The following is a 25,220-nucleotide window of genomic DNA, read 5'->3' on the forward strand; positions in this document are numbered from 1 at the left end:
GGGTCGAAGAAGAATTTCGTGGTTGCTTTTCAGCTATTTAGCCTAAGGACAAAACAAGAGATTGGCCAAACACGCCTGTGTCGTGGACCCGACAAAGGCGACAGAAGGTGGCAGATGGCGTAAAAGAGACGAGATCGTAAATCGTCGCGCGTCGGGCATATTGATGACAACGGGTCGCGAATTCAGGCAGCAGCGAGGTGAGCAATCTGCGCTGTGGCCAGGGCGAGGCGGGGAACGGTAGCGGCGATAAGCGGATTGGGGCCATCCTGTATATGCACGCTTCATCGTACAAATTCGTCAGCCCTCTCTTAATTTTACGATGCCCAACGGCATGCCCGACGTCGTGCCGGTGCGGCGACAGAAGGTCGAGCATGCCTTCGGCGAGGACTGGATGGAGCTATGTCACCTGCTCACTTGCCAGCTACCAACATCAAAACCACATCCTCGCCTAAAACGGGTAACCGCCATCCTTGGCGCGCCGATCTCGATGAGCCGCCTGAACCCTCAAATCATGTGGGCGCCAAGAGGAAAACGCTGCCGTACCGGTCTCACAGATCTTGACCGCGATAGGTTACCAGCGGCGGGTTCGAAAATGGAAATAGAAGGCTACGCCTACCGCGAATACGGTGCCGACAGTCGCGATGATCTGACCGATGGCGGATAGACTTCCGCCGCCTCCGCTGCCGTCATTGGGAAATAGATTTGTTGTGAAAGCGCATATTACCGCAACGATTGCGGCGGGCACGCTATAGTCGAGAACGAGCCGGGCCAACTCCATAAGCGACGACGCTACTTGTCTGTGGTCAGGATTGTCAGAGTTTAATCCTCTCTCGCAGCACCATTCCAAGCCATTGAAATCGCTCAACGTCTTGCGTTGTAAGGACTTTTCAACCGCTCCACTAGTACACAGGAGCGGTACACATGGTCCTTCGCATGAATCATCCTTGGCCACATCCGGACTCCGGTATCTACTGGTATCGCAAGCGCGTTCCCGAGCGGCTGAAGCCGCTGGTCGGAAAGACGGAGGAGAGGATTTCCCTCCGAACGCGCGACCCTGAACAGGCCAGGATCGAGTTCGCCCGCGTTTGTCTTGAAGTGCAGCAGCGTTGGCGGGAGCTTTCCGCAGGCCCCCGCAGCCTTAGCGAAAGGCAGGCTGCTGGCCTCGCGGGAGAAATCTACGATGCCATGGTCAAGGAGCATGGGGACAACCCATCGCGCATGCCCGGCCGCAGCTTGGCGCTCATGCTGGACCAAGCCGCGTTGCGACGGGGCTCAGTGCGGATGATTCCCTTACCCGATAAACGGCCAAGTGTTGCAGGGACGGTTTAGCGTTTTGTCGGCCCGATTGGCTTGTCGTCGTCAGGGTCCGTCGAGGTCGCGACAACAGGTTCGTCCGGAGCGGGCGGCATCAACAACTCGTCGCCTCGCCTCGTCCATTCCGGAGTCAGCTTCAGGATTTTCCGTTGGCGAAGCGACGCAGGAATTTCCTTACCGCTTGTTGTTCCCGGAGGAGGAAGCGCGTCAGAAATTTCCTTTTCCAAATCGCCCGCGCCAGTTCCAACTTCTGAGAAAGATCATCGGCCATATCGTCCCTCCGGTTTTTGAATCCTCCGGTTTTGCCGATCATTCCATGGCCGAGATTTCAGCTCCCCGTCATCATTCTCGCGCGGGCTGCTGTCGGCTCCGAGGGAATGCTGCCGTTCCCGCCGCCACCTGCTGATATTGAGTATGCGGCTGCATTCACTGCGATAGTCCAACAGCATCATGCGGAGGATTTGGAAGCTCCAATTGAAATAGTCGTAGACGAGATCGATGCCATTGTTGGACCTGCACTCGGTCTGTCGTTTGAAGATGTCGCGTCAATCCGTCGTGAGCTGACCGAAGATCCATTTTTGAAAAACATAAAGCCTCGTTATCCTGCTTCAGCCACACGTATTCATGGTTATAGGACAGGCCTTGATAGTTCCGAGCGTCACATTAGCTCGGCAAAAATCGTTGGATTTCTCAAGAAATAAAGTATCGGACAGTACCCAATTTACCCTTGGAAAAGCTGGCTATGGCGTTTCCTTATCGATGAGGGGGGTGTAGAGCCCAAGTCAAGTTTAACAAGTATCTCGGGGGGAGATCTTGAATCTGCACGACCTAAAGTCGCTGTTGCAGCGGCATTTCAGCGATGGGCTTGTGACCATCGTCGGGTCAGGCTTGTCTTGCGCTGAGGGTCTGCCAGGCATGGCCGAAATCGCGCAACATCTTCAGGCTGTAATAGTAGACGATCTCACCCCCTTCGATGCAGAACAATGGGCGGTTCTTAGCCCACTCATCGCTGACAAGGGACTGGAGGCCGCTTTATTGGAAGTGGCCCCAACTCCAGCACTGGAAACGGCAATCGTTGCGCGGACGGGGCAGTTTATCGCAAATCGGGAGCGCGAAATCGTCGAGGAGGTCTTTGCAAAGACCAGAACGCTGCGGTTCACGCGACTGTTGGCGCATCTCCTTAAGCCGGATAGCGGCGCACCAATCATAACCACGAATTACGACCGATTGATCGAGATTGCCGCCGAAGAAGCAGGACTTGGCGTGGATACGATGTTTGTCGGCCAGTTTGCAGGCATCCTCAATGAACATGAAAGTCGTCTCGGCTTTTGTCGCGAAGTGACCCTCCGCGGAAAGCAGGTTCAATGGAGATACCGCCAGCGGGTGAATGTGTTTAAGCCGCATGGCAGTCTCGATTGGTACCATCGAGACGGTCGGCCAGTGCGCTATGCTGGCGATTTGACATCGCCACGTCTGATCATAACTCCTGGATTGAATAAGTTCCGCAATGGCTACGAGAGCCCTTTTGATCGGCATCGAGAGAGGGCGAATTCTGCAATCGATCGCGCGAGCCGTTTTCTGATCATTGGCTACGGGTTCAACGACGATCACCTCGAAACTCACCTCACGCCTCGTATTCGCAGCGGTGTTCCGACGCTGTTGCTGACGCGCGGGTTGTCTCCCAACGCGATGAAACTCGTTGAAGAGTGTCCGAACGTAGTAGCGATTCAGCACGCCGTCGTCGGAGGCAGTCAAGGTTCATCGGTGTTTGTGGATAGGGCGGAAATGCAAGTACCGGACCTCGCCCTTTGGGAACTGAACTCCTTCATTTCTGAGGTGCTTGAACCATGACCGAAGCCGCATTGCAGTTTTCCGATGGCGACCGAATTGGGCGTGTCGCCTCCGTCGATACCAGCCGTGTTGCAGTCGATGTCACCAATTCGGTCCTGCTCACCCGCATTGGCATAGGCCAACTCGTTGCCATTCGGGGGGCGACTGAGAGGGAGTACCTGATTGCGATGACAGAGCGGGTTACGCGCAGCATGCGCGAGGAACTGCCTGCGCAGGGCAGTGACGACGAGACTGGCGCACTTCTCGCCGCAGTGCCGACCGACATTCTGCAAGGTGTCCTTATAGGCACATTCCGAACTGTCGAAGGGGCGAAGATAAATACATTCAAACGAGGTGCCGACAGCTTCCCGCAGATTGATCGTGAATGCTACGTGATCGAAAGCCTAAACCTACAAAGGTTTATGGGAATCTTGGGTGCGGGATTCTCCGAAGACGAACGGCTAAAGCTAGGTGTCTTCGTTGCTGATCGTTCGGCCGATGCCATTGCCAGCGGCGACAAGTTTTTCCAGCGCCATGCCGCAATCCTCGGCAGTACAGGGTCAGGAAAGAGTTGGGCCGTCGCACTGATCCTTGAACGCGCAGCCAAGCTCAAATTCCCAAATATCATCGTATTCGACATGCATGGGGAATACGCACCTTTAGCGGACAAAGCCGCTGGCGGATTCGCCGAGCGTTTCCGCATCGCTGGTCCAGGCGATCTTGAGAAACCCGGGGATGATGTCCTGTTTCTTCCGTACTGGCTGCTCAACCGCGACGAAATGTTGTCGATGATCCTCGATCGCAGCGATCAGAATGCGCCAAATCAGGCTTCACGCTTCACGCTACACGTTCGCAATCTGAAAGGGCGAACGTTGGATAACGAGGGCAAAGCCAGCGTGAAGAAAACTTTCACCGTGGATTCGCCTATCCCATACAACGTAAGAGAATTGTTCGGATTATTAGATGCTGACAACAGCACCAAGGGAATGGGCAAGACGGGTCCTATTAAGGGTGAATGGGAGGATAAGCTGACCCGCTTCCTTTCACGTCTGGAAGCCAAATTAGATGATCGACGCTACGGATTCATGTTCGCGCCCTCAGAAGCAGCCTCTAGTTACGACTGGCTTGCAAAACAGGCGCTGAAGCTTCTGAGTGCCGGAGATGGATCTGGAATCAAGATCATCGACTTTTCGGAGGTACCTGCGGATGTGCTACCTGTCGTAACTGGCACGCTCGCTCGGCTCCTGTATGATGTCCAGTTCTGGATGGGTGGGAAAGCGCGCACACCAGTCACCCTGCTTTGCGACGAGGCGCATCTGTACCTTCCTGTTCGCGACGATGCCGATGCCGTGCAACGGCAGGCGCTGGGTTCTTTCGAGCGCATCGCAAAGGAGGGACGAAAGTACGGCTTCTCTCTGCTGGTGGTGAGCCAGCGACCCTCGGACGTAAGTCGAACGATCCTCAGTCAGTGCAACAATTTTCTTGCGTTGCGGCTTACCAATGAGACTGACCAAGGTGTGATCAAGCGTCTCATGCCGGATTCGTTAGCTGGCCTCACGAGCATCCTTCCCTTGCTTGACGTAGGGGAGGCGCTTTTGCTCGGGGACGCAGTACTGTTACCCACCCGAATTCGGCTTGATGTTCCAAAGATCAGGCCGGACAGCGCGACGCGCGATTTCTGGACCGAATGGGGCTCGGTGAGGCCAGATGTCGCTGCGATAACAGCAGCGGTGGAATGCCTACGTAGCCAATCACGCAGAGAATGAACTTGGGGTAACACTCCCACCTCCGCGTCCGGCAACCATAGAGGCGCAGGTAGTGAACGCAATCGCACCGCCATGTAAGGACCCCCAATTTCCGCGTGTCCATTTACCGTTCTTGAAGGGCATCATGCATAGGGATACGAGAAGGAGAACATTGCATCGATGGACCAGACCAAGCAGACAGACGAATTCGCCGCCGCTCTGAAACGATTGAGCGACAGGGCCAGCGAACTTAAGTTCGCGTCCTTTTTCCCGGCCGCAACCTTCACGCCGAAGAAGCAGGAAGCCGAGGCGATGAAGGTTGGCTATGAGCTCATCCAGCTTGTCGAAGCTGCCAACGCGGCCGGACGGCCCGAGATTTCCGCCAAGGCCCTCAAGTCCGCGAAGGTGGTGCGCGACATGTCCTTGAAAGCGAGAGCGCAGATGCCGAAGCGCAAGCGGAAGACATCTGCCTAGTCATCAATGAAGGGGCAAACCAGAGCTGGCGCTCGCGCCGCCTAGTTGCCGTAGGCAAGCGAACCAAGGACGGGCTCGGCATTTTTGCCGAGAATGCCGCCCTTTCTCCCGCAGCCGAGACCTGGTCCATAAGGCAGGCAAACAACCGGAGAACGGGAATGAGGAAACTTGCAGCGCCGATCAAAGACCTGCCCAGAACCCTCAAGCGCCTGCAGGAGAGGGGGTCTTCTCTTGCCACGGTGGCCTTACTCTTCCCCGATCCGGCTTGGACTCTGGATGAGTTGGAGGCCGCCGGGGCGGAGGTCGGTCGTAAGCTGATGGAAGTGATGGCCGCTGCGGAGGGTGTGGGAAGGTTCGACATCGCGAAGGAGGCCAGGGACTCCGCCGACCTGATGCAAGCCATGATTGATCGGGTGCAAGCGCGGCTAACGGCTTTCCGACCCTTGTGAATGAGCCACAACACTGGTACACAGAGCGCCTTCAGCGGCGGCTGAAACCCTTGATTCCCAAGGCTCGCAGGGGCGTTTGAGCGGAGTTCCGCCGTTTATCCGGCAGAACGGGACTGTCGAGCCTTCATCCCTTCTTGGTCGTGGTTTGGCCAGCGAAACGACCCTCGTAACCGCGAACGGGGGTACCAAGGGTCTGCTCGAAAATGAGCGCTCACTGGCAGCCATCACTGGCAGCTGCGATATGCTTTACGAATCTCGGTGTGATCTTACCGCGTGAGCATGGCGGAAATGCCATGGCGGACGAAGGGGAGATACTGGGCAAAGCGAAGCCCGACATGTCTTGCAACCCGTGCCGCTGGGTGCTCGCCTGAGTATAGTCCGATAAGGATATTCGTGGCATGATAGATCGGTGCCGCCGATAGGCGCAGGCAGCTTTCGTATTTGTGAAGCAAATCGGGATCGGCAATGTCGCGACGGTCGCGACATGCTGTCAGGATTCCATTTGCGAGTTGCTTCTGCCCGCTGAGGCCGATGTTGAAGCCATGCGCGGTCACTGGGTGCATGCCGATGGCGGCATCGCCAACAAGTGCGGCGCTTGGAGCGCAGAACTTGTGCGCCCACGTCGTGACCAGCGCATAGCTGTGGCGGGTGCTTGCCAGGCTCATTTTTCCGAGGCGCCCTCGACACCGGTCCGTCAATTCCTTCAGGAACAAATCGTCGTCGAAAGCAATCAGTCTGTCGGCCTGGTTTGAGGGCAAGGTGAGAAGCAGCGACGACACGCCTTGGGTGAGCGGCAACATCGCTATCGTCTGACGGTGATCGAACCATTCGACTGCGATCTGGTGATGGAGGCGCTCGTGCCTCACCCGGCAAATCAGCATCGATTTGCCGAGCTGATTGATATCGGCGCCGATGCCGAGCAGGTCGCGCGTGGGGGACAAACGCGAATCCGCTGCAACGAGAAGCCGAGCGGTCAATTGCCTGCCGTCAGAGAGCGTTATGACCGCACCTTCGTGGCTGTTTGTTGCATGGACGACCGCGTGGCCGCACAGCAGCTGGGCATGATCCTGCAAGCGTATGATCTTGAACAGGGCGTCGCGGATCCGACAATTTGGCACCAGAACCCCGAGCGGCTCGCGAGATCGGCTGGGCGAATCGAAGCGCAGCGTGAAGGGGCTCGATCCATTGAGCACGCGCGCGCCTTGAAGGGGTGATTTGTCCGAAGCGGGGATGGCATCCCAGGCGCCGAGCTCGCGAAGGATTGCAATCGAAGCGTTGGTCAGCGCGATCTCGCGACCGTCGAAAGCCGGATTGGCCAGCCTTTCCAGGGGCTGCTTTTCGACGACGGCCACCTTGAGTTGGCTCCGGGCAAGCGATGTGGCGAAGGAAAGCCCGACCGGCCCGGCTCCGATGACGACGATGTCAAATGTCTCGTGGGAGCCAGCCATCAGCGTGCCGCCATCGCGTCGGCCGTCCCGGCGAGATACTGCCTGGGGAGAGCCGCAAGCGCGGCTCGATTGAGCTGCTTTTCCAATGCCCGCCCCAGCCTTTTGGTCAAAATGGCAAGTCTGCGGATGTGGTAGGCTGAGCCTTGGCCGTTGCGCGCGCATCTGCAATGGCGCGTTGCAGCCTGACAAGGTCGACCACCCCGGGGATCACTTCGTCGCCGACCACCAACGCCGGCGTGCCGGTGATATGCAGACCGCTGGCGAGCGCGCGATTGCGCGCGATGGCGTCTGCGATCGCCGGATCCTCCATGTCCCGCTTGAGCTGCTCAACGTCTAGGCCCACGCGGCCTGCGATGATCAAGGTGGTTCTTTTGCTGACCACGCCGGGAAAATTCATAAGAGCGAGGTGGAACGCCTCATACTTTCGCTGTTGGCGGGAGGCGAGCGCCGCCACCGCGGCGAATTCGGAATTCGATCCCAGGACCGGGAACTCCTTGAACACAAGCTTCACATTGGCATCGCCCCTAATGGCTTGCTGGATATTGAGGCCTGCCGCCCGGCAAGGCGGACAGTTGTAGTCGAAGAAAGAGACCAGAGCGACATCGGCTTCGGGATTGCCGGCGATTGGCGAAGCGAGGTCCTTGAGGAGTACGTCGCGCCGCTTGAGAATGAGGATGCGCAGCTCCGATGCGAGCTGGCGATCGTCTCCCAGCAGGCGTAGGTCATCTGGATATTGCTTTAGCGCCGCCAGCGCCGAAAGAAGCAGCGCGACCAGAATAGCGATCGCGGCGACGAGGGCGGTACTTTGCTTAAACATGAGGCGGGCTCCAATCAGCGGTGAACGGTCGGCAGCAACGGCTGGCCTTTTGGCGCAAAGCGGTCATCGCTTTGGATCGGCGGCCGAGCGGGTCGCGCAGCACGGGAAACTGGAACCCGTAGCCATCGAGCCGGTGCCATCTGGCGGTGCGTCCATGACGGCTTCGTGCCAACGAGCCGACCCCAATATCTGGGAAGCGTTCGCGCGAGCTGGCCAGACGCAAGTGCCGTTCGCCACGCCGGCCGACCTTCTGGAGATCGTTCATAGCGGCGATGCCGGTCGAATTGTCAGAAAGATGACAGGCACGATGACCATCTTGACGAACTTGATGAAGGCATCGTCCAGCAGCTTCATGCTCTCGCCGACCTGCGGATAGAAGCAAACAAGGGTGACGCCAAGGGCGATGGCGGCAAGCACCTGCGCGTAAAGCCGGGCGTAGCAAGCTTGCGGGGCGCGGGACGTGGGCTGCGAATTGGCCGGATTCAAGATAGTTGTCTCCCTGCGCGGATCGAGGTGGGTTCCTCCCTTTGGGGGCTTCTCCCATCACGGCGTTCCGGTCGAACGCCGTACCAACGCCGTTGCAAGCTTCGTGCCGACTAGCGGCCGCGCGAAACGCGCGGGATCTCTCATACCGATCCTGGCACATTTGTGCACTCGCCGCTGGCGCGTGCCCTGCACCGAAAGGCCGACTGCGGGAATTGAACTTCGCGGAGCGGCTGGAAGGCCGTCGACGCGACGTCTTTGCCTTAGTGGCTGCGATCGGCGTGGTCGATATCGTGGTACGGCTATGCCCCGGGCCCGTAGCCCGGCGGTCTGATCATACCGGGTGATCGAATATCAAACGCCGCGGTTGGCACCGATTGTCTCTGCAGCCACCCTATGGTCGGGTGCTGAGCAGGCGGCGGGGTCGACGACCGCGTTACGACATAGCCCAAGTTGCGCACCTGGCGCGCAATCGTTGCACTGGCCGCACCGCCTGGACAGTTACGTCGGATGCGCAGTCGGTGCCGGTGCGGACTTCGGAATGAACAGCGAGGCGATCCTGCGATCGACCGGGTGCGGCCTTTACCTCAGACGCATCGCCCGATGGCTACAAGTCTCAAACCTCGCCGCCGTTCAATGCCTTGACGGTTTGGGCAAGGCGAGCATCAGCAATATCGTGGATGGGGTTGGCGGCTTGCCCGTTGACAAGTTGAACATAACCACGCTGCGCCCAGTGTCGTGCTTGCAGCGAACCCATCAGGTGGCATTTGTCGCCCTCCGGCTGACTGACAACGGGTCCGCTCAGACAAGAGTCATCGAATCCAGGTCAGATGGGAAATCGGTCAGCTTCCGATAGCCGTCCGCAGTGATCAGAACTGTATCGGAATGGCGGTAGCCACCTTGGCCGTGCCAGTAGATGCCCGGTTCGACACTGATCAACATGTTCTCCTGCAGGATGTCGTCGCTCCCCTCGGCAAGCCACGGTCCTTCGTGTCCGGCCATGCCGATACCGTGACCGGTCCGGTGCAGCAGATTTCCGCCGAATCCTTCAGAACGCAGGAACGACATGACCTTATGATCGACTTCGTGGGCGCTGACACCGGGCCGAAGCATGTCATATGCGATGTTGCGGGCCGCGAGCATCGTCGCGAAGACCGCGGCTTGGTCGCCCGAGGTGCGGTGCAGGAAGAAGGTGCGCTCGGTCTCCGCCGAATAGCCGTTCACCCGAAGAAACGACAAGCCGACATTGGGACCTTCGCCGAATATGTCCGTCGGTTCGGGAAAGCGATGCGGCTGGGCGCTGAAGGGTGCAGCCCAGACACCGAGCCAGATCGAGCTGGTGTGCTGGTCGAATTTTCCCTCGCCCTCGACGATGGCATTGCGAAGCTCCGGGATGCGGTCATACCCGCCTTGTATGGAGGTGCCGATACGCGCTGCATCCAACACCATCCGCAGGCCGAGGTCACAAAAGCGCGCGGCCCGTTCGATCCGACTGATCTCGTAGGGCGACTTGACCAGTCGCAAGCGCTCCACCAGTGGCTCCACCATCGGGAAAAAGTGCTCGAGTGCTCGCATGAGTTCGGCAGGCATGGAAGGCTCCACTGCGATCACATCATGCTCCCCGATCACCTGTGCAAGCGCGTCGAGAAATGTTTCGCCTTCGGGCGCCGGGTACTCGGTGTATTCCAAGATGCGATGCTGCAGCGGGATCGTCGCGACGTTCTCGGCCTCCAGCCGCGGTGTCACAAAGACGAGATCGCCCTCGGGGCGTACGACGAGGAAAAATGGGCGCTCGAATGGCTGATAGCGGAAGCCGGTCAGATAAAAGATGCTGTCTGTAGAGGTTATCAGCGCAGCATCCAGCTCCTTGTGCTCGATCAAGCGTCTTAGTTTATTGAGCCGCAGTTCGTATTCGTCCAGTATTCCTGTCTCCATGACAATCCGTCTCCTTGTTGTTCCAGGTTAATCGGCCCCGCCGAACACGACATCGAAATTCATCGAACTCACGGCAGCACATTTCGAAAAAGCCGAGGCACTAAGTCGTTGCACAGTCACGAACGGAGTGAAGTGAGCACAGTTGGCGCGGTTACGACCTGCGGCTGTCGCCGATGAACGCCAGTCCCTGTCGATCTTGAGGCGATCCATGTCAGAGAGGCGGAGGCTGGCCAGCTGTTGACGTCCCGCCTTGCCGAACAAGTCAACCGGCGGCACGGTCTGCTCCGGGCAACGGTCGAACGCCGCTGCGATCCCGTCTTCATCATAGTGCACAACCGGACGTGAACAGCAGCTGGCGGACATGGAAACGTTCCCTTTTGCGGCATGATGTGGTGGAAGCGCGCGACCCTGCTGAGCTGCACCGAAACCGCGTCGTCGCGGATGATTGCCAGGCGGCGGTGGCTCCGACCGCGTTGGAAGGTCGATCGCAGGATCCAGGACGGCCGGCGCGTCGATGCGCTTTTCGTAGAAGCGCCGGACCAATCCGATGCAAGGTCGACGATGTAGGAAGATCTCATTGCCTCGAAACCCTGCAAAACGGAACGTGTGAAGTTCGGCTTGCGCGTTTGTCATTGGGTTGCCTTCGACGCCGGCTGTGGCCTGGTTTTGGCGTCGACACCCTCCGGCTTGGCGCTGTCGATGGCCCCGTCCCAGCCGCCGCCGAGCGCCTTGTTGAGCGCGATGTAGTCGGTGGTGATCGAGACGCGACTTTGCAGGAGAGTGTCCTCGGCCGTATCGAGCGAGCGCTCCGCGTCCAGCACGTCGAGCAGGCTCGCCGCACCGGACTGGTAGAGTATCCGCACCAGGCGTGCGGCGTCGCGGGCCGATTTCGCCGACGAGGCAAGCTTGCCGTTCCTGATGCGCTCCTGTGTCAGCGAGACGCTGGCGTTTTCCACATCTTGGAGCGCCGTCAGCACGGATGCCTTGTAGGCGATGAAATGTTGGTCGCGCTCGGCCTTGGCGACGTCGACGGCGGCCTGCAGCTTGCCGGCGTTGAACAGCGGCACGCTGAGCTTCGGCCCAAAAGACAAGCCGATGGTGGAGTTCTTGCCGAGGTCGCCAAGCTTGAGGGCCGACGTGTCGATATTTCCAGTCAGGCCGACGCTTGGATAGCGGGCTGCCTCGGCCTGGCCGATCCTGGCGGTGTACTGAGCATATTGCCGCTCCGCCATGCGCACGTCGGGGCGGGCGAGCAGGATGTCGGCGGGAATGCCGGTCGGCACCGGCAGGCGTGGCGCCGGGATCGGCGCGCCGCGCTTCAGCCTGTCGTTCAGCGCGTCCGGCGACCGTCCGGTGAGCACGGCAAGACGGTGCACCGTCTCCGCATAGCTTGCCTCCAGCGTCGGCACCTCGGCCTCCGTGCTGCTTGCCTGCGCCTTGGCTTTTGCCACCTCGGCCGCTGTCACCAGGCCGGCCTTGGCCCTTGTGCGGGTGATGGCGACGGTCTGCTTTTGGGAGGCGACTGAGCGGCGCGCGAGTTGAATGCGCGCCTGATAGCCGCGCGCCTGAGCGTAGTTGGAGGCGACATCACCGATCAGGGTCAGCAGCCTGGAGCGCAGTTCTTCCTCGGCGGCGTCCAGTCCATAGCGGGCCGCCTCGACGCTCCGGTGGTTGGCGCCGAACAGATCCAGCTCCCATGTGGCGTCGAAACCGGACCGGAACTCGCCAGAGGAATCGCCGCCAGATCCCGACGTGATCGCGGCAGTCGTGCCGCGGTTGGCCGATAGGGAGCCGTCGGCGGACGGGAACAAGGTCGCTGCGCTTTGGCGATAGCTCGCGTGAGCCTCGCGTATCTTGGCTTTGGCGGAGGCGACCTCGAGATTGCCGGCAACCGCTTCCTCGACAAGCGCGTTCAGCTCGGGGTCGCGCAGCCGCTGCCACCATTTCGACAATTGAGCCGGTAAGGCGGTCTTTGTTGGGTTTTGGCCGCTCCAGTGTGCCGGCGTGGGCAAAATTGGCGTCCGATAATCCGGGCCGACGATACATCCCGCCAGCAGGACAAAGGTGGAAATAGGCACGATGAGCCGCCCCGCGGCAATCGAGCCGCGTTCGAAACTTTGCATATAAAAAGCCCTTGTTGCTGATTGACTGTCGCTGGCGTCTTGCCCGTGTTCCTGTCTGGCCGCCTTGCCATTGAAAAGTTGCGCCGCACCCGAACTGCGGCACACTGCGATCTCGCCCACCCTGACAGGTGATAATCACATGGTGGGTTTTGTCTTTCCTTATTGGGTTCTTCCAATCAAAATAATGCCGCTGGAAGACAGAAGATGTGACGGTCCCGTGACCATCATCAGCTCGGCAATTGGTCCTTCCTCCGGCGGGCGCGACCTGTCTCATGCCACCTCCTTCTTTGGTTTTCGTCGAGCAATTTCAAACTCGGCATCGTCGACAGGGCACTTCCTGGGGCCGTGCGATGAAAACCCGCAAGAAGCGCGCCAGCTGCAGGAGGCGTCGACGGATCGCACGCGTTCAAATAATCGCACGCGTTCAAATAATTGTGTTGCGTCAGCCTTTTGGTGGGGGCGCAGGGCCGTCTCGAGTTCTGTCAATTGCGGATGGCGAGACAATTGCGGCGCTCACGCCATCGGGCGCCAACCAACATGCAGTCTTTCCAGGTTCGATAGCAGAATGTTTTCGACGGCGGTGCTGCGTTCATGCTTGCCGTCATGATCATGGTGGCGTTCGGTGACGTTGAACATTGCCATGGCCGCCCCCTTTTTGCAGAACTTGACGAACACAACCCTCAACAGCCGCAATCCTTAAGGAGCCTCAAAGCAAATGGGCACCGCTGCCGCGTCAGCCTCCATACGTCCGAGGCGCAGCCGCCAGCCTTGAGCGCCCCTGGGGTGGGCTTCCACTGTTAGACGTCTTCGCTCGGCCGCGGCTGAAGAGGGTCCAAATGGACGTCCATTTTGCCGTCGGTCTCCATGCAGACACCTCCCTCCAAAGCGGAGACGTCTTCGCATGATCAGCCCAGGCTGGGCAGGAGGGAATCGGGTGGGCGCTTACCGACCAACAGGGCCGACACTTGTCGATATCGCCAGCAATCCGAATCGGGGAAAGGTCATCGTTGCGGCGTGGTCCGCCCTTGGCGCTGATACCAGAAACAACAGCGCCGTCAAATGTGGGCCAACGCGAACCTAAGACCCGCAGGCGCAGTTCCAGTGAAAGGCGGGCAGGCTAGACGCCTCTCTTGTTACCCCAGAGCATAACGTGCAACTGCGGCAGCACGCGGGCTTCGAACCACCTGTCGCGGGTCACGCTTTCAACCAGCCACTCCATGCGTTTCGTTATTCCGTCAAGGTCGACAGCGGAGTCTCCATTTCCGGGGCGTGGCGGCGTGTGATTGCCGGGTTGCAGATAGATCGGCAATCGTGGAAATCTCGCGGCGGCGTCCTTCGCGTAGGCGTAGTCGCTTTCGTCGAACACAACGAGCTTGAGCACGACTTGCGGCTTCTCGTTTGCCGCCTGGACGCATGCCTCGAAAGCGGCCCAATCGGTCGTCATTTCGCTTGACGGCGGCTTTGGGCTCAGAACCAGTACGTCAAGCTCGGCAAACCAGTCCCTGACCACCGAACCTTGGGTTTCCAGCGCAAAACGGTATCCTTCCCGGTGGCCCCGTTCGATAAGCGCACCGAGCGGCTGGATGGCCGGATTGCCGCCCGACAGCGACACCATAACCGGGCGGCCACCGGAAAGCCCAACCACGCTCTGCCAGACCGCGTCAATGGACATCATTTCCCATTCATGGCGGTATTGATTGTCCACCGCATGCAGGCTGTCGCACCAGGAACAGCGATAGTCACACCCGCCGGTTCTGACGAAGACCGTAGGCAAACCGATGAGCACGCCTTCGCCCTGGATCGTCGGCCCGAAAATCTCACTGACGCGGATTGCGGGATGCGTCATGGCCGCCATTCCGCCCATGTTTTCGGTGTTTCGCTCACCCGCACGGCCGAAGTCTCCGGCAGGCGTGCCTTGCACCATTCATAAAAATGTCTTGCCAGGTATTCCGCCGTGACTTGCGCATGTCCCAGCACATCGTTGAGATGTCGGTGGTCGAAACTCTGGTCGATATAGCGTTTGAGCAGTGCCAAATCGTGATAGTCGCGCACGAACCCGTGCTCGTTCAGTTCCTTCGCCGAAAGCTCTACTTCGACGATGTAATTATGTCCGTGCAGGCGCGCGCACTGGTGGTCGGGAGGCAAGGAGGTCAGCTGATGCGAGGCTGAGAAGTGGAATTCCTTGGTGATGCGGAACATTACACGTTCCTCCTATGCAGCGCCTCGAGCCAGAAGTCGCCATCCTCGTAGTTGGTAGGGTCAGGGTGCCGCGCGAGATGGAACGCTTCGCGTCGCTCGACGCAGGTCCCGCACCGCCCGCAGTGACGCTCACCGCCCTTGTAGCAGGACCAGGTCTCCGCAAATTGCGTGCCGTATCGTGCTCCATCCTCAACGATGTCCGCCTTGGTGAGATTCACGTAAGGCGCATGAAGGCGAATGTTCGCGTAGCCGTCGAGGGCGCGGTCTTGCATCATCTGGAAGGCATCAATGAAGGCCGGACGGCAATCTGGATAGATGAAATGATCCCCACCATGCACGGCCGTCGCCACCGCTTCGGCCCCTTGCGCGGCCGCGAATCCAAAGGCGGTAGCTAACATGATGGCGTTCCGGTTCGGCACCACCGTGACCTTCATCCTGTCTTCGGCGTAGTGCCCGTCCGGCACGTCCACACTATCGGTCAGGGCGGAGCCGGAAAGGCCGCGGCCGATTTCGCGGATATCGATGATCCGATGCAGCACGTTTAGTCGATCCGCGCAAAGGGCGGCGAAGCCCAATTCCTTCCTGTGCCGTTGGCCATAATCGAAAGATAGCAGGCTGGCGAGTTGGTGCTCCGCTGCCACCTTGTGAGCAAGCGAAACGGAATCCAATCCGCCGGAGCAGATGACGAGAGTCTTCATTGTTGGGTTCCTTGTTTTGACCGGGTAGGCTGCGACCGGAGTTTTATGTGGGTCCCCAGTACTCCAGGGATTCCATTTTGTGAATGAGGCGACGAGTTGCATGCGCCGACGTGTCGCTGTGCGCCATCGGGCGGAGCTGAACCTGCAAGAAGGCGCGGATCGTTTTTGATCAAACGGCCGACCTCGCGCCATCTCTGCGGCTACTGGCAGGGCAAAGGCCGCCACCTTATTTGAGGAGGCGATTGAGACTTTTCAGCGCCTACAGCTTGCGTTCGAGAGCATCGACTCTATCGGTGAAAATTTGCCCTCAATGCGGCCAAGAGATCCATCTATTGAAGTCTGAAGGTCGGCAAACCGCCGCCGAAATTGGCCGTGATTTCGAGATCATCGCGCAGCTCAGATTGCCGACGTTGTCGGGAATGAGCGGCACCTTCATAGACTTCTCCAACAAAACAGGGACGCGTGATGCAATTGGGAGATTTCCTCCCGACCTGGCGCTCCCAACAAATTAAATTGAATGGCTCGATTTCGGCCGGATCGGCCCCGTCCACCGACTGGCCCAGGTTAACGCGGCAGCCAGGCTGGAATATGGCGGTTCACCTGGGTTCTGATCAAGTCCAAGAGCCTGTTCGCCGATAGCGCTTCCTGTCCTATTCCCTGCTGCTCATCATCACTGATGGACTTCCTGGACGGAAGTCGAACTCGCGAAAGCCGCCGCATCCTTCGCGGGGACCCAACCAAGCCCAAGTCAATTTATTGCAGGGCCACCCATAAAAGAAGGCGCTGTTAACCAAATTTTTCAACGCGCCAATGCTTATTCGCCAAACTGAAGGGGTGGGGTGATCGATGTGTGATTCAAACATAAGCGTGTTCCCGCTGCATCGTCGGCGGAAATTGGTCGAAGGGATCGCCCGGGTCTTGGAATCCAAAAACGGGGAGGATGCGAATGCGTTCTGGCGCAGCACCGCCACAACAATTCTCGTTCAACTGTCCGAATCGGGAATTGCACCCAGGCTCGCCGAACAAGAGGTTCGAACGCTTCTTCATGCCGTCATAGACGATATAGCGACCCGGAATGCTGCGAAGTTTGCCCAATAGAACGGTCTTATGTAGCAAACGCACCAACTTCCCGCGCGACCTAAAGGGTGGGTTCCCATAAAATCCGGGGTGCCAAGAGTGGCGCCGACTGTCCACTCCGCCCGATACGAGCACGCCATCAACACCCTTGTCGCCAAGCGTGCCGAGATATCAGGCATGATCCGGTTCAAGGGTGCGGACCTGGCGCATGATCTCCAGCATATAGACGCGGTGCTGCTGATCCTTGGCTACAAGGGCGACCCGTCCCAAATCGCATGCTGCTGCTGCAATTCGAGATTGGGCTCGAGCAGCGTGCCGACATCGGCGACCTCAGGCGGCAGCGATGGCTCGACAACCCAGGTCTCCCACACGTCACGGTCGGCAATGGCGATCGGGCTGACACCGAGCATGAGCAAGGTCTCGGCCAACCCGTCATCCCGGCACGATGCGCAGTGGTTTCGCCGCGGCGGATGGCGATGCCATTGCGGTGAAGGGCAGAGCGAAAAGTCCCAGCGCGCCGCGCCGGGTGATCCGGCCGCGGAGACGGTCAACCCGGTGAGGCTCAAGCGCCACCGTCACCGCACGACGCCTGTGCGGAAAGCCGTCTGGCATGAATGTGAGGCACGGTCTTTCTCCACAACGTGCCGCTGCGACGGAAGCCGAACCGGTTCCGCAAGGGCGAGCTTTACGGGCCGATACTGAAGCACAAAGCGGACGGCAGCGCGTCAAACCGCGAAACCGCAACGCGTATCGTGCAGGCGAAGGGATGGGATGCCGCGCTTGTAAAGCCGCTCATGGACTGCATCAAGACAGCCAAGGGATGGCGGGCAAGGCGGCTTGGATGTGGCCGACTGTGAAATGACTGGCACAGTCGCCGTACAAAACCGCCAAAATTGCGGTTATAAATCAATAACTTAACAATCTTTAACAATCCAGGTAACCGGGGCAAAACCGGTGGCGTTTGAGCGGGTCGATCTGCTGTTGGGGTTCACTGAGCGGCGACGAGAACGGGAAGCGGTAGGATCTTGCTGCCAGGGATGCCGAGGCGATCGCCGAGATAATCCCAGAAGCTGACACCGAGCTTGTTGCAGGTCTTCATCATGCTGAGCATGGTGTCGCGGGCAGCACGGCCCTGGTCACTGTGGGTTCCGCCGCTGATCTTGCGGCGGGTCACCACGCTGCGGATATCGTTCTCCGAGCCGTTGGTGTGGAGCGGAATGTCGGGGCGTCGGAGGATCCTCAGGAAGCTTTGGCGGTCGGTCCGGATGCGCGCGAGCAGACGGTCGAGGGTCACGAACCTGGTCTTCATGCCGACGATCCGGTCGAACCGCCGGGCCAGTTCCCTGGCTCTTCGGGGCGTGGGATCCAGACACCACGCCTTGATGTCGTTGTAGAGCCACCAGATCCGGCTCTGGATCAGGGCCTTGGCGCGGCGCTGCGGGTCGGTGAAGCTATCGAGGGCATGGATCTGCCGCTCCATGTGGACCCAGCACCGCGCGTGCTCGCCGATTGCGAACTGGCCCGCCCCATCACTGAGGATGACGGTGCCGTCGAGGGCCTTTGCCTCGGTCAGACCGCCCCACAACGCGCCTTCACTGGCGATGCGGAACGGGTCCAGAGGGCCATCCTTGGGCTCCAGGCCATGGGCGAGCAGATGGGCGTCCCATGACGCCGCGTCCTCGAACCCGGACGGCTCGCGCCCGGCATGCAGAAGATCCGTCGTGATCACCGGCAGCCCGCGCTCCAGCATGTAGGCGCGTGAGGCGGCGTTCAGGACCCACCGGGCCGACCCGCCGTGCAGGAGCCGCAGGAAGTTCAGCCGGCTCTTCGACTTGGTGGTCGTGAACACGGCGAACCGGTCATTGCCGATTTGCGTGCACACGCCATTGACCGCGCCATGGCGGGCCCCGGTGTCGTCGACGCTGACCCAACCGGCCGAAGCGAGCCCGGCCGTCAGAACCTGCTTCGCTTCGGCGACAAAGGCGTCGATCTTGCTGGTCAGGATCCGCACGACCTGGCGCTTGGAGATCGACACGCCGAAGTCGCGCAGCAACGCGACGATCCGCTCCACGGTCGATTGACCCTGGTGATAAAGCGACAGCACCAGACGCCGAAGCTCCAAACCGAAGTGCCCGTCGACCCCGTCCGGCAGCGGAGCGACGACGATCCGGCCATCCGGCAAACGCCAGCGGTCCCGATGATAGCGGACCACCCGCACCCCAATCGTCAGATCCTGCACCACGAAGCTTGTCCGCCCCACAAACCGCGAGCCCGGTGGCGGCTCATAACAAAGACGGCGCTCTTCGGTGACGACCGCCCGGCTCGAGCCACGTCGCTTCGGACCCGTTGCCGCAGGTGAGTTCCGCTTGGACGACTGCTCCATCCCGCTCGGCTTCAGCGTCGGGCGCGGCGGTAGACCTTTCAGACGCCGGATCTCATCCTTCAGAGCCGCATTCTCGGCGCGAAGCCCGGCGACCTCGGCCCGCAACTGCAGGATCATGTCGAGCAGGTCCGCAGGGGTCAGCGTTCGAGAATCTGGTGGCTCCGCCATGGCCTGATGGAATCACGCCGCCCGCCAAACCGCCACCCACCCCAACCCGATACACCCGAGTCATAACGCCGCGTCCGCCACCGGTTTTGCCCCGGTTACTCTTTAACCTAGCCTTAACCGTAAATGGCGCGTTAATACCTGAATTGCGGGGGCACAATATTTATGGGCGAACGTCATCGTGAAGAAGTTCTAAATACAGTCCTTGCGACCTGCCTGGGGAGGCGCGGCGTAGAAGCCGATCCTGAGACGATACTGAATAGCGGCCGGTCACGACCAGATGTTATCGCGTCCTATCGCGGGCTTCGCTGCGCAATCGAAGGCAAAGTGGCTGATACTCCGCAAGCTGGTCTTCTCGTGCTTTCGGATGCACGCGGCAGGATTGAGCAGGGGATTGCCCATTTGGCAATCGCTGTCGTCTACCCGGCCAAGATACGAACTGTCGAGTTCGTCAAGCTAAGTGAGGCTCTGAGTTCAACGAGCCTAGAATTCGCCGTCCTAACGGAAGCCGGCGACGGTGCCTGGCATAGCGGCTCGATGAATGACATTTTGGCCGAACTTCGGAGAGCGCACGACATTCTGGTACGTGACGATGTTCTTCAACAGGCAGTTGACACGCTTAATGTTGGCCTTTCGGAGGTTGCAAGCGCGCTAATGAACAACCGCGGAGCTTGCGATCGTCTCATTCAGGTTTTGGGAGTGGGGGGGAAGACAAGTGCCGACGCTTCCGTTTGAACAACGCCGTCGCGAGACCACGGCGAAACTCGCGGCCTTGATGCTGGCGAACGCGTTCATTTTCCAAGAGCAATTGTCTGGCCTCGAAGAGAAGGTAAAGCCGATACGATCGTTACTCGTAGAGCGGGACTTTGTTGGGAAGACTGCTGCCCACTGGAACATGATAATAAATGAGATCAATTACGTGCCAATTTTCAAGGTGGCACGTGACATTATTCTGTCGCTGCCGTCGCATTCAGATACCGACTCAGCAGTTCGGCATCTTGCCGAGCGAGCGCTAGAGATAGTGTCTAAGAAGGCTGCCCTACGGCACGACCTAATGGGAAGGATTTATCATCTCCTCTTGCTTGAAGCAAAATATCTAGGCACCTATTACACGTCTGTTCCAGCAGCAACTTTATTACTAAAGCTGACTTTGGATATTGACAGATGGCCCAAAGTTGATTGGGCTAATCCTGTTTCGTTGAACGAATTCAAGATAGCGGATTTGGCCTGCGGTACGGGTACGCTGCTTATGGCCGCGAGCCAAGCTTTGACAGATAATTTCATAAAGTTTAGAGCAAGTCGAAGCGAGACGATCGATAATGGCTCACTAACAGAATTGCATAAGCTAATAATTGAGGAAATGCTTTACGGCTACGACGTCCTTCCATCGGCCGTTCATCTTACGGCGTCAACTTTAGCGCTTCTGGCGCCGGAAACGTGCTTTCATAAAATGCACCTCTACTCTCTGCCAATGGGCCGAATGAAATCGGGGCAGGTTTACCTAGGTAGTATCGATTACGTTTCCGCCAGTACCATCGAGACCCAGTTGGATCTCATGAGCCCAGGAATCGGCAGTGCGATAAGCGCTGCCGATGAAGACGTACCCTCCGTTGCGCCACTTCCGTCATTGGATTTGTGCGTCATGAATCCGCCGTTCGTAAGAAGTGTCGGCGGGAATCTTCTTTTCGGATCGGTACCTGATCAACGCGGGCATATGCAGGCAGAGCTGGCCCAGCGCCTTAAAGCGACGAACTTGGCAGCGTCTTCTACAGCCGGGCTCGGAAGTGTGTTTGCTGCCGTCGGCGACCGCCATATTAAGGATGGCGGGCGCCTTGCTTTAGTTCTTCCGGCAGCCCTTACGACCGGCATAGCGTGGGGAAGGACGCGGGAGCTAATCAATCGCGGGTACATTTTGGAAACGGTCATAGCAAGCCATGACCCGGAGCGATGGAATTTCTCGGAGAATACCGAACTTAGCGAAGTGATGGTCATCGCGAGAAAACGCGATCGGCGAATTGAGACCCTGGACTCTGTTGCTGATGAGCCAACGCAATTCATCAACCTTTGGCGAAACCCGGTCACCAGCGCACACGCCCTTGCTGTCGGGGAGAAAATCTCCCGCGGCGCCCCCCGCACCTATCGGAACGGCGGATTCACCGCGACACGGTGTTTCCGAGATTGTCGTGGGATCACAAAAATACGGTGAGGCTATCGAAATCCCGTGGGGCGAGGTGCGATCATCGCCTTGGATAGGTTCCGCTTTTGCGCAGACAAACTTGGTTCGCACGGCTTGGCTGTTGCGGCAAGGACAGCTTTATATGCCAGGCCGCAAGGCGACAATCTCGCTTCCGATCGGCACGATTGAAGAAATAGGAATTCTTGGCCCCGACCGGCGAGATATTGCCGATGGTTTTACGCTGTCGAGCTCTCGCACGCCGTATCCTGTATTTTGGGGGCATTCGGCCGACGAGGTTCGCAGGATCGGAGCGGCGCCGAACAAATGGCTGTCGCCGAGACCAGTCGCAGCCAAGGGGCGTTCATTGCGAGATGTTGCGGTGCTATGGCAGCGCGGGGACGGTCATGATAGCTGAGCGGTCTTGGCTTAACACCCAAAGAACTTTAGCTATTCGCCTTACAAAGCCTGCTTTGTCGAATGTCTGGTGGCCATTGCGGTTGAGGGTGGAAAACGAGGCTGCCGAAAAGGCGCTCATTTTGTGGCTTAACTCTACACTTGGTCTACTGACATCGCTGGCACACCGGGTGCCTACGCGGGGCGCATGGATTCAATTTAAGAAACCGACCATCCAGAATATGCCGGTCCTTGATGTGCTTGCGTTGTCGGCCAATCAATTGCGCACAATTGCCAGCGCTTATGACAAGATCGCCGGCAGGGAGTTGAGCACAATTGTAAATATGGCAATCGACCCTACGAGGATCGCCATTGATGACCTTTTTTGCCAAGTGCTTGATATACCGTCTGTTGAAGGACTGAGAGCGGAGTTGGCAGAGGAACCGATTATCAAGTTGCGCTATTGCCAAGAGCAGCGAGAAGTCACCCCCGAGCCCGACGATCAAATGCAATTCGAGTTGATCTGAACTAATCTCTTATCGTACGGCCCGCTGCAATACCCGGCCCACACACGGCTTACGGGGTGGTTGAGCCGCCACCAAGGATGGCGAAGGCATTGCCGCCGTTTGAGCGGCGGCGGTGATCCTCAAGCCAAGCGGCGTGGTTCGCGTACTGGTAGAGGTACTTGTGCGAGACATGGTGGTGCTGGCCGACGACCATGCGGCGCAGGCGGCTGAAGTAGCTTTCCACCATGTTCATATGCTTGCCGTGGCCGTCGCTGTAGCTTTCCGAAGGATTGATACGGGTCGAAGCGTAATCGGCTTCAAGCGCATCCCAATGGCTCGCCTCGTCAGCGAACAGCTTTGAGCCGGCCAGCATACGAGCGCGGGCGATTTCGATGCATTCGGCTTCGCGATGGCGGATGAATGTCAGGGTGCGGCCAGCGCGCTCGCGCAGGGCGATGACAACGCGGCGGCGGTCTGACTGGTTCTCCTGGTCCTTGCGGTCCTCTACGCGGTTCTCAGGGCGTACCACACCGCCTAAGCTTGGTGCTTTTGCTACATAAGACCGCAATAGAACGCCAAGAGAGTCATTGTTCGCCACCCCCCTTTGGATAGACGTGGTGAGAGCATGGAAGAGGCCGTCCCCTGTAGGAACGATCCATGCTTCAAATTCGTTGGAGATCGGAATTTGAACGCATCGACAGTCGGGGCGAATAACAGAACTCTGTGCGGCCATTGTGGATTTCGCCGGATACATCCGTCCGACGGCTGCGGCCTGGATGAATAGCCAGGGCTAGGTGAAGGGTGTTCTGGAGCACAATCCCCTAACCGGCTTGAGGTACAAGCAAATCGGCAAACCTCTTCATCCCGTGTCCATTGAGTTCGTCCAGCCGAGCAGCGAGGGTCTAACGCGATTTCCTCGCAGTAGCGCCCTCGGATGCGCGGCGCGGTGCTGCGCCGCTGTCAATTCCCATGATGCGAAGTTTTCCGCTGGGATGAAAGATTGCTTCCGTAACGGACCAGGCTGAGCTCAAAGTAAAGCACTCGAGCCATGTCGATCTGACAGCTGCGGGAGGCCTATCGGGCCGTGTTGCCGAAAGCGCCGCACGGCAACCGACTCGCACACGCGATCGAGGCGTTTGTCTGTCGCCAGGCGGCGCCTATGGCGACAGCTCGAAACCGACCTGCACAGAACGCTTTGGGCCGATCATCCGGAGATGGCGCCATTGCCCTTATCTCGGGTGGGAAAGGTTGTTTCGGGAATTTTCGAAATCAGCGAATGACCGGCTCGCCATGGAAGCGTCGCCGCGAGGGCGGGGACACGCCGAAACCGACTTCCATCATCAAGCGTGGCCTACGCGCCGGCACGGTGCCCATATGGAAGCCGAACGGATCCTCGACGAAACCGAGACCGGCTTCGCCGGTCAGTTTAATGGGGCTCTGCTGGCCGTAGACGTCCAGAACCTCTTGGGCCGGATGGCCGACAATAAGCGTCAGCTGGTGCTTGAAGGCCCGGCGGTTATGGCTGCCGCGGACATAGACGTGCGGGCCGGTGCCTTCGTCGACTGGCACCAGATAGAAGAAGAACTTCAGCATCCGCCAGTCATCGAGATCGAAGTGGTATTTGCCGAGCGAAGCGAGGTTCTTGTCGGCGTCGGAGGCCTGTTCGGTGGGGAAGCTCCACCAGACGCGCGTGGTAATCAGTTTCGCCTGGCCTCCGAGATAGTGCGCAGCGACATCCATGAGCAGTGGATCGCTCTGTATGGCGAGTGCGGCCTTACAACCGAGAATGCGCTCGAAATAGTGGCCGCTGAGCAACGGACGGCCGAACCGTGCCTCAGCTTCCGCATGCTCCATCGGCATGAATTCGAGACGGCGATCGAAATTGCCAAAGCAAGGCGTGCCCCGGGCGAAGGCTGCGATCTCCTGGTGGATAAATGGCGGCAGGACGAGCCCGGAAAAGAGCCCCTGCGACCGCAGCGCGTTGACGACGTCCTGTCGATTGACACCCATGAACATCGTGTCCAGGGCTTTCTGTGACTCTTGAACAGGCTTTGCACCACGCCAGTGCATTCTGCGCGCCGGCATGGTGCGGGCGAGTACGAACATCGGCAGCCATGCAGGATTCTCGCGAATATCCGACAAATAAGTCGGAATGCGTACGGCAATGCGATGCAGCATGCTGCCGTTTCGCGCGACGGCCTCAAGGCTTGCAGGGCTGGATTTGTCAGGGCTCGTAAAGGTCATCAGGGTCCTCATGCACTTTCAACGAAGCGAGGTTCTAACCGCTTCGTCATTATTACCCAAACCCCGATGCCCGCACCGAAAGGACGCTAACCACGCGTCAAGTTCTTGTGCAATGCACAAAACCTCGCACCGTATTAGCTGCATTCAGATTGTTGAGGCGTTTCGAATAAGCCAGCTATGCAAAATGGTAGGCAAACGGCCGCGGAGGGGAAACCCGAGCGGCACGCAAACCACGTGCCATGCAATATTCTATCTAACCGCGTCCCCTGCGCGCCGCCTGACCTAGAGAATTTGCCGGTCTCTAACCGAAACGACCTCCCATCTGACAATAAATGTCCACGCGACAACCGTTGGTAGCGGCGCTTCATGCCTAGCGAGGACGAGTGTCGGGTTTACGACGCAGGTCGGAGACCAGACATAGATGGGGTGGCTCACCACGTTGTAACTGAAAGCTCTAGTCCTTTGGCACGATTAGTGAGGCGGACGATCCCAAACATTGCACGGAACCGATGCAATGGAGGGGTGAGCGTCATCCAGATACTTGCGTTAACGGTCCACGGAGTCGCAGCCGCGCAGGCTCTGCCGGACGCCGGCCATCCCGATACTCATCGATCCAGTCAGCTTAGAGTCCGTTTTGAAATTCAGGGATGAGCGTTTCTGCGGATGAGATTGCCGCCCATAGCGACAAGGATCATGGCGTGAGAGACGTCGATGCGCTTCTCGTAGTCGCGCACGAGGCGGCGCCATCTTGTCATCCAGCC

The 25,220-nt window shown here is 58.8% G+C and carries 28 protein-coding genes and 2 pseudogenes; 13 read left to right on the plus strand and 17 right to left on the minus strand.

The window, feature by feature from the left end:
* Nucleotides 1-331 precede the first annotated feature (331 nt).
* Together D3227_RS41285 and D3227_RS33075 are read left to right on the plus strand one after the other, a co-directional pair.
* Nucleotides 332-664: a hypothetical protein gene (locus tag D3227_RS41285; protein WP_147377740.1), complete on the plus strand. Its 333-nt coding sequence runs from the start codon at nucleotides 332-334 to the stop codon at nucleotides 662-664.
* Between the two features lie 257 nt (nucleotides 665-921).
* Nucleotides 922-1,329, plus strand: a complete 408-nt coding sequence (locus tag D3227_RS33075; protein WP_120018368.1) for a DUF6538 domain-containing protein — start codon at nucleotides 922-924, stop codon at nucleotides 1,327-1,329.
* A 121-nt stretch (nucleotides 1,330-1,450) separates the two neighbouring features.
* Here D3227_RS33075 and D3227_RS43915 read toward each other — a convergent pair whose 3' ends face one another.
* Nucleotides 1,451-1,585 carry a hypothetical protein gene (locus tag D3227_RS43915; protein WP_281035005.1) on the minus strand — a complete coding sequence of 45 codons (135 nt, stop codon included), beginning with the start codon at nucleotides 1,583-1,585 and terminating at the stop codon, nucleotides 1,451-1,453.
* Nucleotides 1,586-1,616: 31 nt separating this feature from the next.
* On the opposite strand from D3227_RS43915, the gene D3227_RS41290 reads away from it, so the two are divergent.
* The 5 genes from D3227_RS41290 (at nucleotide 1,617) to D3227_RS33095 (ending at nucleotide 5,812) form a co-directional block, all read left to right on the plus strand.
* Nucleotides 1,617-2,015, plus strand: a complete 399-nt coding sequence (locus tag D3227_RS41290; protein ID WP_147377741.1) for a hypothetical protein — start codon at nucleotides 1,617-1,619, stop codon at nucleotides 2,013-2,015.
* Between the two features lie 112 nt (nucleotides 2,016-2,127).
* The gene (locus tag D3227_RS33080; RefSeq protein ID WP_120018369.1) at nucleotides 2,128-3,165 is read left to right on the plus strand and encodes an SIR2 family protein; all 1,038 of its coding nucleotides are present in this window, start codon (nucleotides 2,128-2,130) and stop codon (nucleotides 3,163-3,165) included.
* A complete protein-coding gene (locus tag D3227_RS33085; protein ID WP_120018370.1) occupies nucleotides 3,162-4,910 on the plus strand; it encodes an ATP-binding protein in 1,749 nt (582 codons plus the stop codon). The genes D3227_RS33080 and D3227_RS33085 overlap by 4 nt, the downstream gene beginning before the upstream one ends.
* Before the next feature lie 159 nt (nucleotides 4,911-5,069).
* Complete coding sequence (locus D3227_RS33090) at nucleotides 5,070-5,363, plus strand: hypothetical protein (RefSeq protein WP_120018371.1); 294 nt, start codon at nucleotides 5,070-5,072, stop codon at nucleotides 5,361-5,363.
* 158 nt (nucleotides 5,364-5,521) lie between these two features.
* The gene (locus D3227_RS33095) at nucleotides 5,522-5,812 is read left to right on the plus strand and encodes a hypothetical protein (protein WP_120018372.1); all 291 of its coding nucleotides are present in this window, start codon (nucleotides 5,522-5,524) and stop codon (nucleotides 5,810-5,812) included.
* Between the two features lie 266 nt (nucleotides 5,813-6,078).
* Here the strand turns inward: D3227_RS33095 and ubiM are convergent, their stop codons facing one another.
* From ubiM to queC, 11 genes are all read right to left on the minus strand, one after another.
* Nucleotides 6,079-7,260 carry a 5-demethoxyubiquinol-8 5-hydroxylase UbiM gene (gene ubiM, locus D3227_RS33100; protein ID WP_120018373.1) on the minus strand — a complete coding sequence of 394 codons (1,182 nt, stop codon included), beginning with the start codon at nucleotides 7,258-7,260 and terminating at the stop codon, nucleotides 6,079-6,081.
* 106 nt (nucleotides 7,261-7,366) lie between these two features.
* A complete protein-coding gene (locus tag D3227_RS33105; protein WP_120018374.1) occupies nucleotides 7,367-8,077 on the minus strand; it encodes a DsbA family protein in 711 nt (236 codons plus the stop codon).
* Nucleotides 8,078-8,338: 261 nt separating this feature from the next.
* Nucleotides 8,339-8,563, minus strand: coding sequence for a cation:dicarboxylate symporter family transporter (locus D3227_RS43205; RefSeq protein ID WP_342634034.1), 225 nt, complete (start codon nucleotides 8,561-8,563; stop codon nucleotides 8,339-8,341).
* Between the two features lie 613 nt (nucleotides 8,564-9,176).
* Nucleotides 9,177-9,317: a hypothetical protein gene (locus tag D3227_RS41935; RefSeq protein WP_167480959.1), complete on the minus strand. Its 141-nt coding sequence runs from the start codon at nucleotides 9,315-9,317 to the stop codon at nucleotides 9,177-9,179.
* 44 nt (nucleotides 9,318-9,361) lie between these two features.
* Entirely contained in the window at nucleotides 9,362-10,495 is a 1,134-nt protein-coding gene (locus tag D3227_RS33115) for a M24 family metallopeptidase (RefSeq protein ID WP_120018375.1), read from the minus strand.
* A gap of 27 nt (nucleotides 10,496-10,522) precedes the next feature.
* Nucleotides 10,523-11,128, minus strand: a complete 606-nt coding sequence (locus tag D3227_RS41295) for a hypothetical protein (RefSeq protein WP_147377742.1) — start codon at nucleotides 11,126-11,128, stop codon at nucleotides 10,523-10,525.
* Nucleotides 11,125-12,618: an efflux transporter outer membrane subunit gene (locus D3227_RS33130; protein ID WP_120018378.1), complete on the minus strand. Its 1,494-nt coding sequence runs from the start codon at nucleotides 12,616-12,618 to the stop codon at nucleotides 11,125-11,127. Before D3227_RS33130 ends, D3227_RS41295 begins: the two co-directional genes overlap by 4 nt.
* A gap of 513 nt (nucleotides 12,619-13,131) precedes the next feature.
* A complete protein-coding gene (locus D3227_RS43920; protein ID WP_281035006.1) occupies nucleotides 13,132-13,260 on the minus strand; it encodes a hypothetical protein in 129 nt (42 codons plus the stop codon).
* A 475-nt stretch (nucleotides 13,261-13,735) separates the two neighbouring features.
* The gene (gene queE / locus D3227_RS33135) at nucleotides 13,736-14,464 is read right to left on the minus strand and encodes a 7-carboxy-7-deazaguanine synthase QueE (protein WP_120018390.1); all 729 of its coding nucleotides are present in this window, start codon (nucleotides 14,462-14,464) and stop codon (nucleotides 13,736-13,738) included.
* On the minus strand, nucleotides 14,461-14,817 hold the full coding sequence (gene queD, locus D3227_RS33140) for a 6-carboxytetrahydropterin synthase QueD (RefSeq protein ID WP_120018379.1): 357 nt from the start codon (nucleotides 14,815-14,817) through the stop codon (nucleotides 14,461-14,463). The genes queE and queD overlap by 4 nt, the downstream gene beginning before the upstream one ends.
* A complete protein-coding gene (gene queC, locus D3227_RS33145) occupies nucleotides 14,817-15,515 on the minus strand; it encodes a 7-cyano-7-deazaguanine synthase QueC (RefSeq protein ID WP_120018380.1) in 699 nt (232 codons plus the stop codon). Before queC ends, queD begins: the two co-directional genes overlap by 1 nt.
* A gap of 332 nt (nucleotides 15,516-15,847) precedes the next feature.
* Between queC and D3227_RS41300 the strand changes: the two genes are divergently transcribed.
* Together D3227_RS41300 and D3227_RS43210 are read left to right on the plus strand one after the other, a co-directional pair.
* Nucleotides 15,848-16,027, plus strand: coding sequence for a hypothetical protein (locus D3227_RS41300; protein ID WP_147377743.1), 180 nt, complete (start codon nucleotides 15,848-15,850; stop codon nucleotides 16,025-16,027).
* Nucleotides 16,028-16,361: 334 nt separating this feature from the next.
* Complete coding sequence (locus tag D3227_RS43210) at nucleotides 16,362-16,613, plus strand: DUF6074 family protein (RefSeq protein WP_120018381.1); 252 nt, start codon at nucleotides 16,362-16,364, stop codon at nucleotides 16,611-16,613.
* Nucleotides 16,614-16,840: 227 nt separating this feature from the next.
* Here the strand turns inward: D3227_RS43210 and D3227_RS44155 are convergent, their stop codons facing one another.
* Together D3227_RS44155 and D3227_RS33165 are read right to left on the minus strand one after the other, a co-directional pair.
* Nucleotides 16,841-17,020 carry a hypothetical protein gene (locus D3227_RS44155; RefSeq protein ID WP_342634035.1) on the minus strand — a complete coding sequence of 60 codons (180 nt, stop codon included), beginning with the start codon at nucleotides 17,018-17,020 and terminating at the stop codon, nucleotides 16,841-16,843.
* Nucleotides 17,021-17,580: 560 nt separating this feature from the next.
* Complete coding sequence (locus D3227_RS33165; RefSeq protein ID WP_208646523.1) at nucleotides 17,581-19,092, minus strand: IS66 family transposase; 1,512 nt, start codon at nucleotides 19,090-19,092, stop codon at nucleotides 17,581-17,583.
* Between the two features lie 213 nt (nucleotides 19,093-19,305).
* Between D3227_RS33165 and D3227_RS41305 the strand changes: the two genes are divergently transcribed.
* The 4 genes from D3227_RS41305 to D3227_RS33180 are packed head-to-tail and all read left to right on the plus strand — an operon-like array spanning nucleotide 19,306 to nucleotide 22,236.
* On the plus strand, nucleotides 19,306-19,875 hold the full coding sequence (locus D3227_RS41305; RefSeq protein WP_147377744.1) for a hypothetical protein: 570 nt from the start codon (nucleotides 19,306-19,308) through the stop codon (nucleotides 19,873-19,875).
* Nucleotides 19,856-21,346 (plus strand): DNA methyltransferase family protein, encoded by a 1,491-nt coding sequence (locus D3227_RS33175; RefSeq protein ID WP_120018385.1) that lies wholly within the window; start codon nucleotides 19,856-19,858, stop codon nucleotides 21,344-21,346. The genes D3227_RS41305 and D3227_RS33175 overlap by 20 nt, the downstream gene beginning before the upstream one ends.
* A complete protein-coding gene (locus D3227_RS41310; RefSeq protein WP_147377745.1) occupies nucleotides 21,324-21,731 on the plus strand; it encodes a hypothetical protein in 408 nt (135 codons plus the stop codon). Before D3227_RS33175 ends, D3227_RS41310 begins: the two co-directional genes overlap by 23 nt.
* On the plus strand, nucleotides 21,721-22,236 hold the full coding sequence (locus tag D3227_RS33180) for a hypothetical protein (protein WP_147377746.1): 516 nt from the start codon (nucleotides 21,721-21,723) through the stop codon (nucleotides 22,234-22,236). Before D3227_RS41310 ends, D3227_RS33180 begins: the two co-directional genes overlap by 11 nt.
* Here D3227_RS33180 and D3227_RS33185 read toward each other — a convergent pair.
* The 3 genes and pseudogenes from D3227_RS33185 to D3227_RS33195 all read right to left on the minus strand — a co-directional run.
* Nucleotides 22,212-22,750 (minus strand): annotated as a pseudogene (locus D3227_RS33185) (transposase); the annotation flags it as partial. The gene D3227_RS33180 and the pseudogene D3227_RS33185 overlap by 25 nt on opposite strands.
* 734 nt (nucleotides 22,751-23,484) lie before the next feature.
* Complete coding sequence (locus tag D3227_RS33190; RefSeq protein ID WP_120018387.1) at nucleotides 23,485-24,459, minus strand: hypothetical protein; 975 nt, start codon at nucleotides 24,457-24,459, stop codon at nucleotides 23,485-23,487.
* A gap of 641 nt (nucleotides 24,460-25,100) precedes the next feature.
* Nucleotides 25,101-25,220, minus strand: a pseudogene (locus D3227_RS33195) (IS5/IS1182 family transposase); the annotation flags it as partial.

It is taken from the genome of Mesorhizobium waimense (assembly GCF_003601975.1).
GTDB lineage: Bacteria > Pseudomonadota > Alphaproteobacteria > Rhizobiales > Rhizobiaceae > Mesorhizobium > Mesorhizobium waimense.

Bases quoted from the DNA above. Each gene is read 5' to 3' on its own strand.
- D3227_RS41935 (WP_167480959.1), bottom strand. From the start codon at position 9,317: ATGGGTTCGCTGCAAGCACGACACTGGGCGCAGCGTGGTTATGTTCAA.
- queC (WP_120018380.1), bottom strand. From the start codon at position 15,515: ATGAAGACTCTCGTCATCTGCTCCGGCGGATTGGATTCCGTTTCGCTT.
- D3227_RS33105 (WP_120018374.1), bottom strand. From the start codon at position 8,077: ATGTTTAAGCAAAGTACCGCCCTCGTCGCCGCGATCGCTATTCTGGTC.
- D3227_RS33090 (WP_120018371.1), top strand. From the start codon at position 5,070: ATGGACCAGACCAAGCAGACAGACGAATTCGCCGCCGCTCTGAAACGA.
- D3227_RS33130 (WP_120018378.1), bottom strand. From the start codon at position 12,618: ATGCAAAGTTTCGAACGCGGCTCGATTGCCGCGGGGCGGCTCATCGTG.
- D3227_RS43915 (WP_281035005.1), bottom strand. From the start codon at position 1,585: ATGGCCGATGATCTTTCTCAGAAGTTGGAACTGGCGCGGGCGATTTGG.
- D3227_RS33115 (WP_120018375.1), bottom strand. From the start codon at position 10,495: ATGGAGACAGGAATACTGGACGAATACGAACTGCGGCTCAATAAACTA.
- D3227_RS43210 (WP_120018381.1), top strand. From the start codon at position 16,362: ATGTGTGATTCAAACATAAGCGTGTTCCCGCTGCATCGTCGGCGGAAA.
- D3227_RS41305 (WP_147377744.1), top strand. From the start codon at position 19,306: ATGGGCGAACGTCATCGTGAAGAAGTTCTAAATACAGTCCTTGCGACC.
- ubiM (WP_120018373.1), bottom strand. From the start codon at position 7,260: ATGGCTGGCTCCCACGAGACATTTGACATCGTCGTCATCGGAGCCGGG.
- D3227_RS33075 (WP_120018368.1), top strand. From the start codon at position 922: ATGGTCCTTCGCATGAATCATCCTTGGCCACATCCGGACTCCGGTATC.
- D3227_RS33180 (WP_147377746.1), top strand. From the start codon at position 21,721: ATGATAGCTGAGCGGTCTTGGCTTAACACCCAAAGAACTTTAGCTATT.
- D3227_RS33085 (WP_120018370.1), top strand. From the start codon at position 3,162: ATGACCGAAGCCGCATTGCAGTTTTCCGATGGCGACCGAATTGGGCGT.
- D3227_RS33095 (WP_120018372.1), top strand. From the start codon at position 5,522: ATGAGGAAACTTGCAGCGCCGATCAAAGACCTGCCCAGAACCCTCAAG.
- D3227_RS43920 (WP_281035006.1), bottom strand. From the start codon at position 13,260: ATGGCAATGTTCAACGTCACCGAACGCCACCATGATCATGACGGCAAG.
- D3227_RS33190 (WP_120018387.1), bottom strand. From the start codon at position 24,459: ATGACCTTTACGAGCCCTGACAAATCCAGCCCTGCAAGCCTTGAGGCC.
- D3227_RS41285 (WP_147377740.1), top strand. From the start codon at position 332: ATGCCCGACGTCGTGCCGGTGCGGCGACAGAAGGTCGAGCATGCCTTC.
- queE (WP_120018390.1), bottom strand. From the start codon at position 14,464: ATGACGCATCCCGCAATCCGCGTCAGTGAGATTTTCGGGCCGACGATC.
- D3227_RS41295 (WP_147377742.1), bottom strand. From the start codon at position 11,128: ATGACAAACGCGCAAGCCGAACTTCACACGTTCCGTTTTGCAGGGTTT.
- queD (WP_120018379.1), bottom strand. From the start codon at position 14,817: ATGTTCCGCATCACCAAGGAATTCCACTTCTCAGCCTCGCATCAGCTG.
- D3227_RS33165 (WP_208646523.1), bottom strand. From the start codon at position 19,092: ATGATCCTGCAGTTGCGGGCCGAGGTCGCCGGGCTTCGCGCCGAGAAT.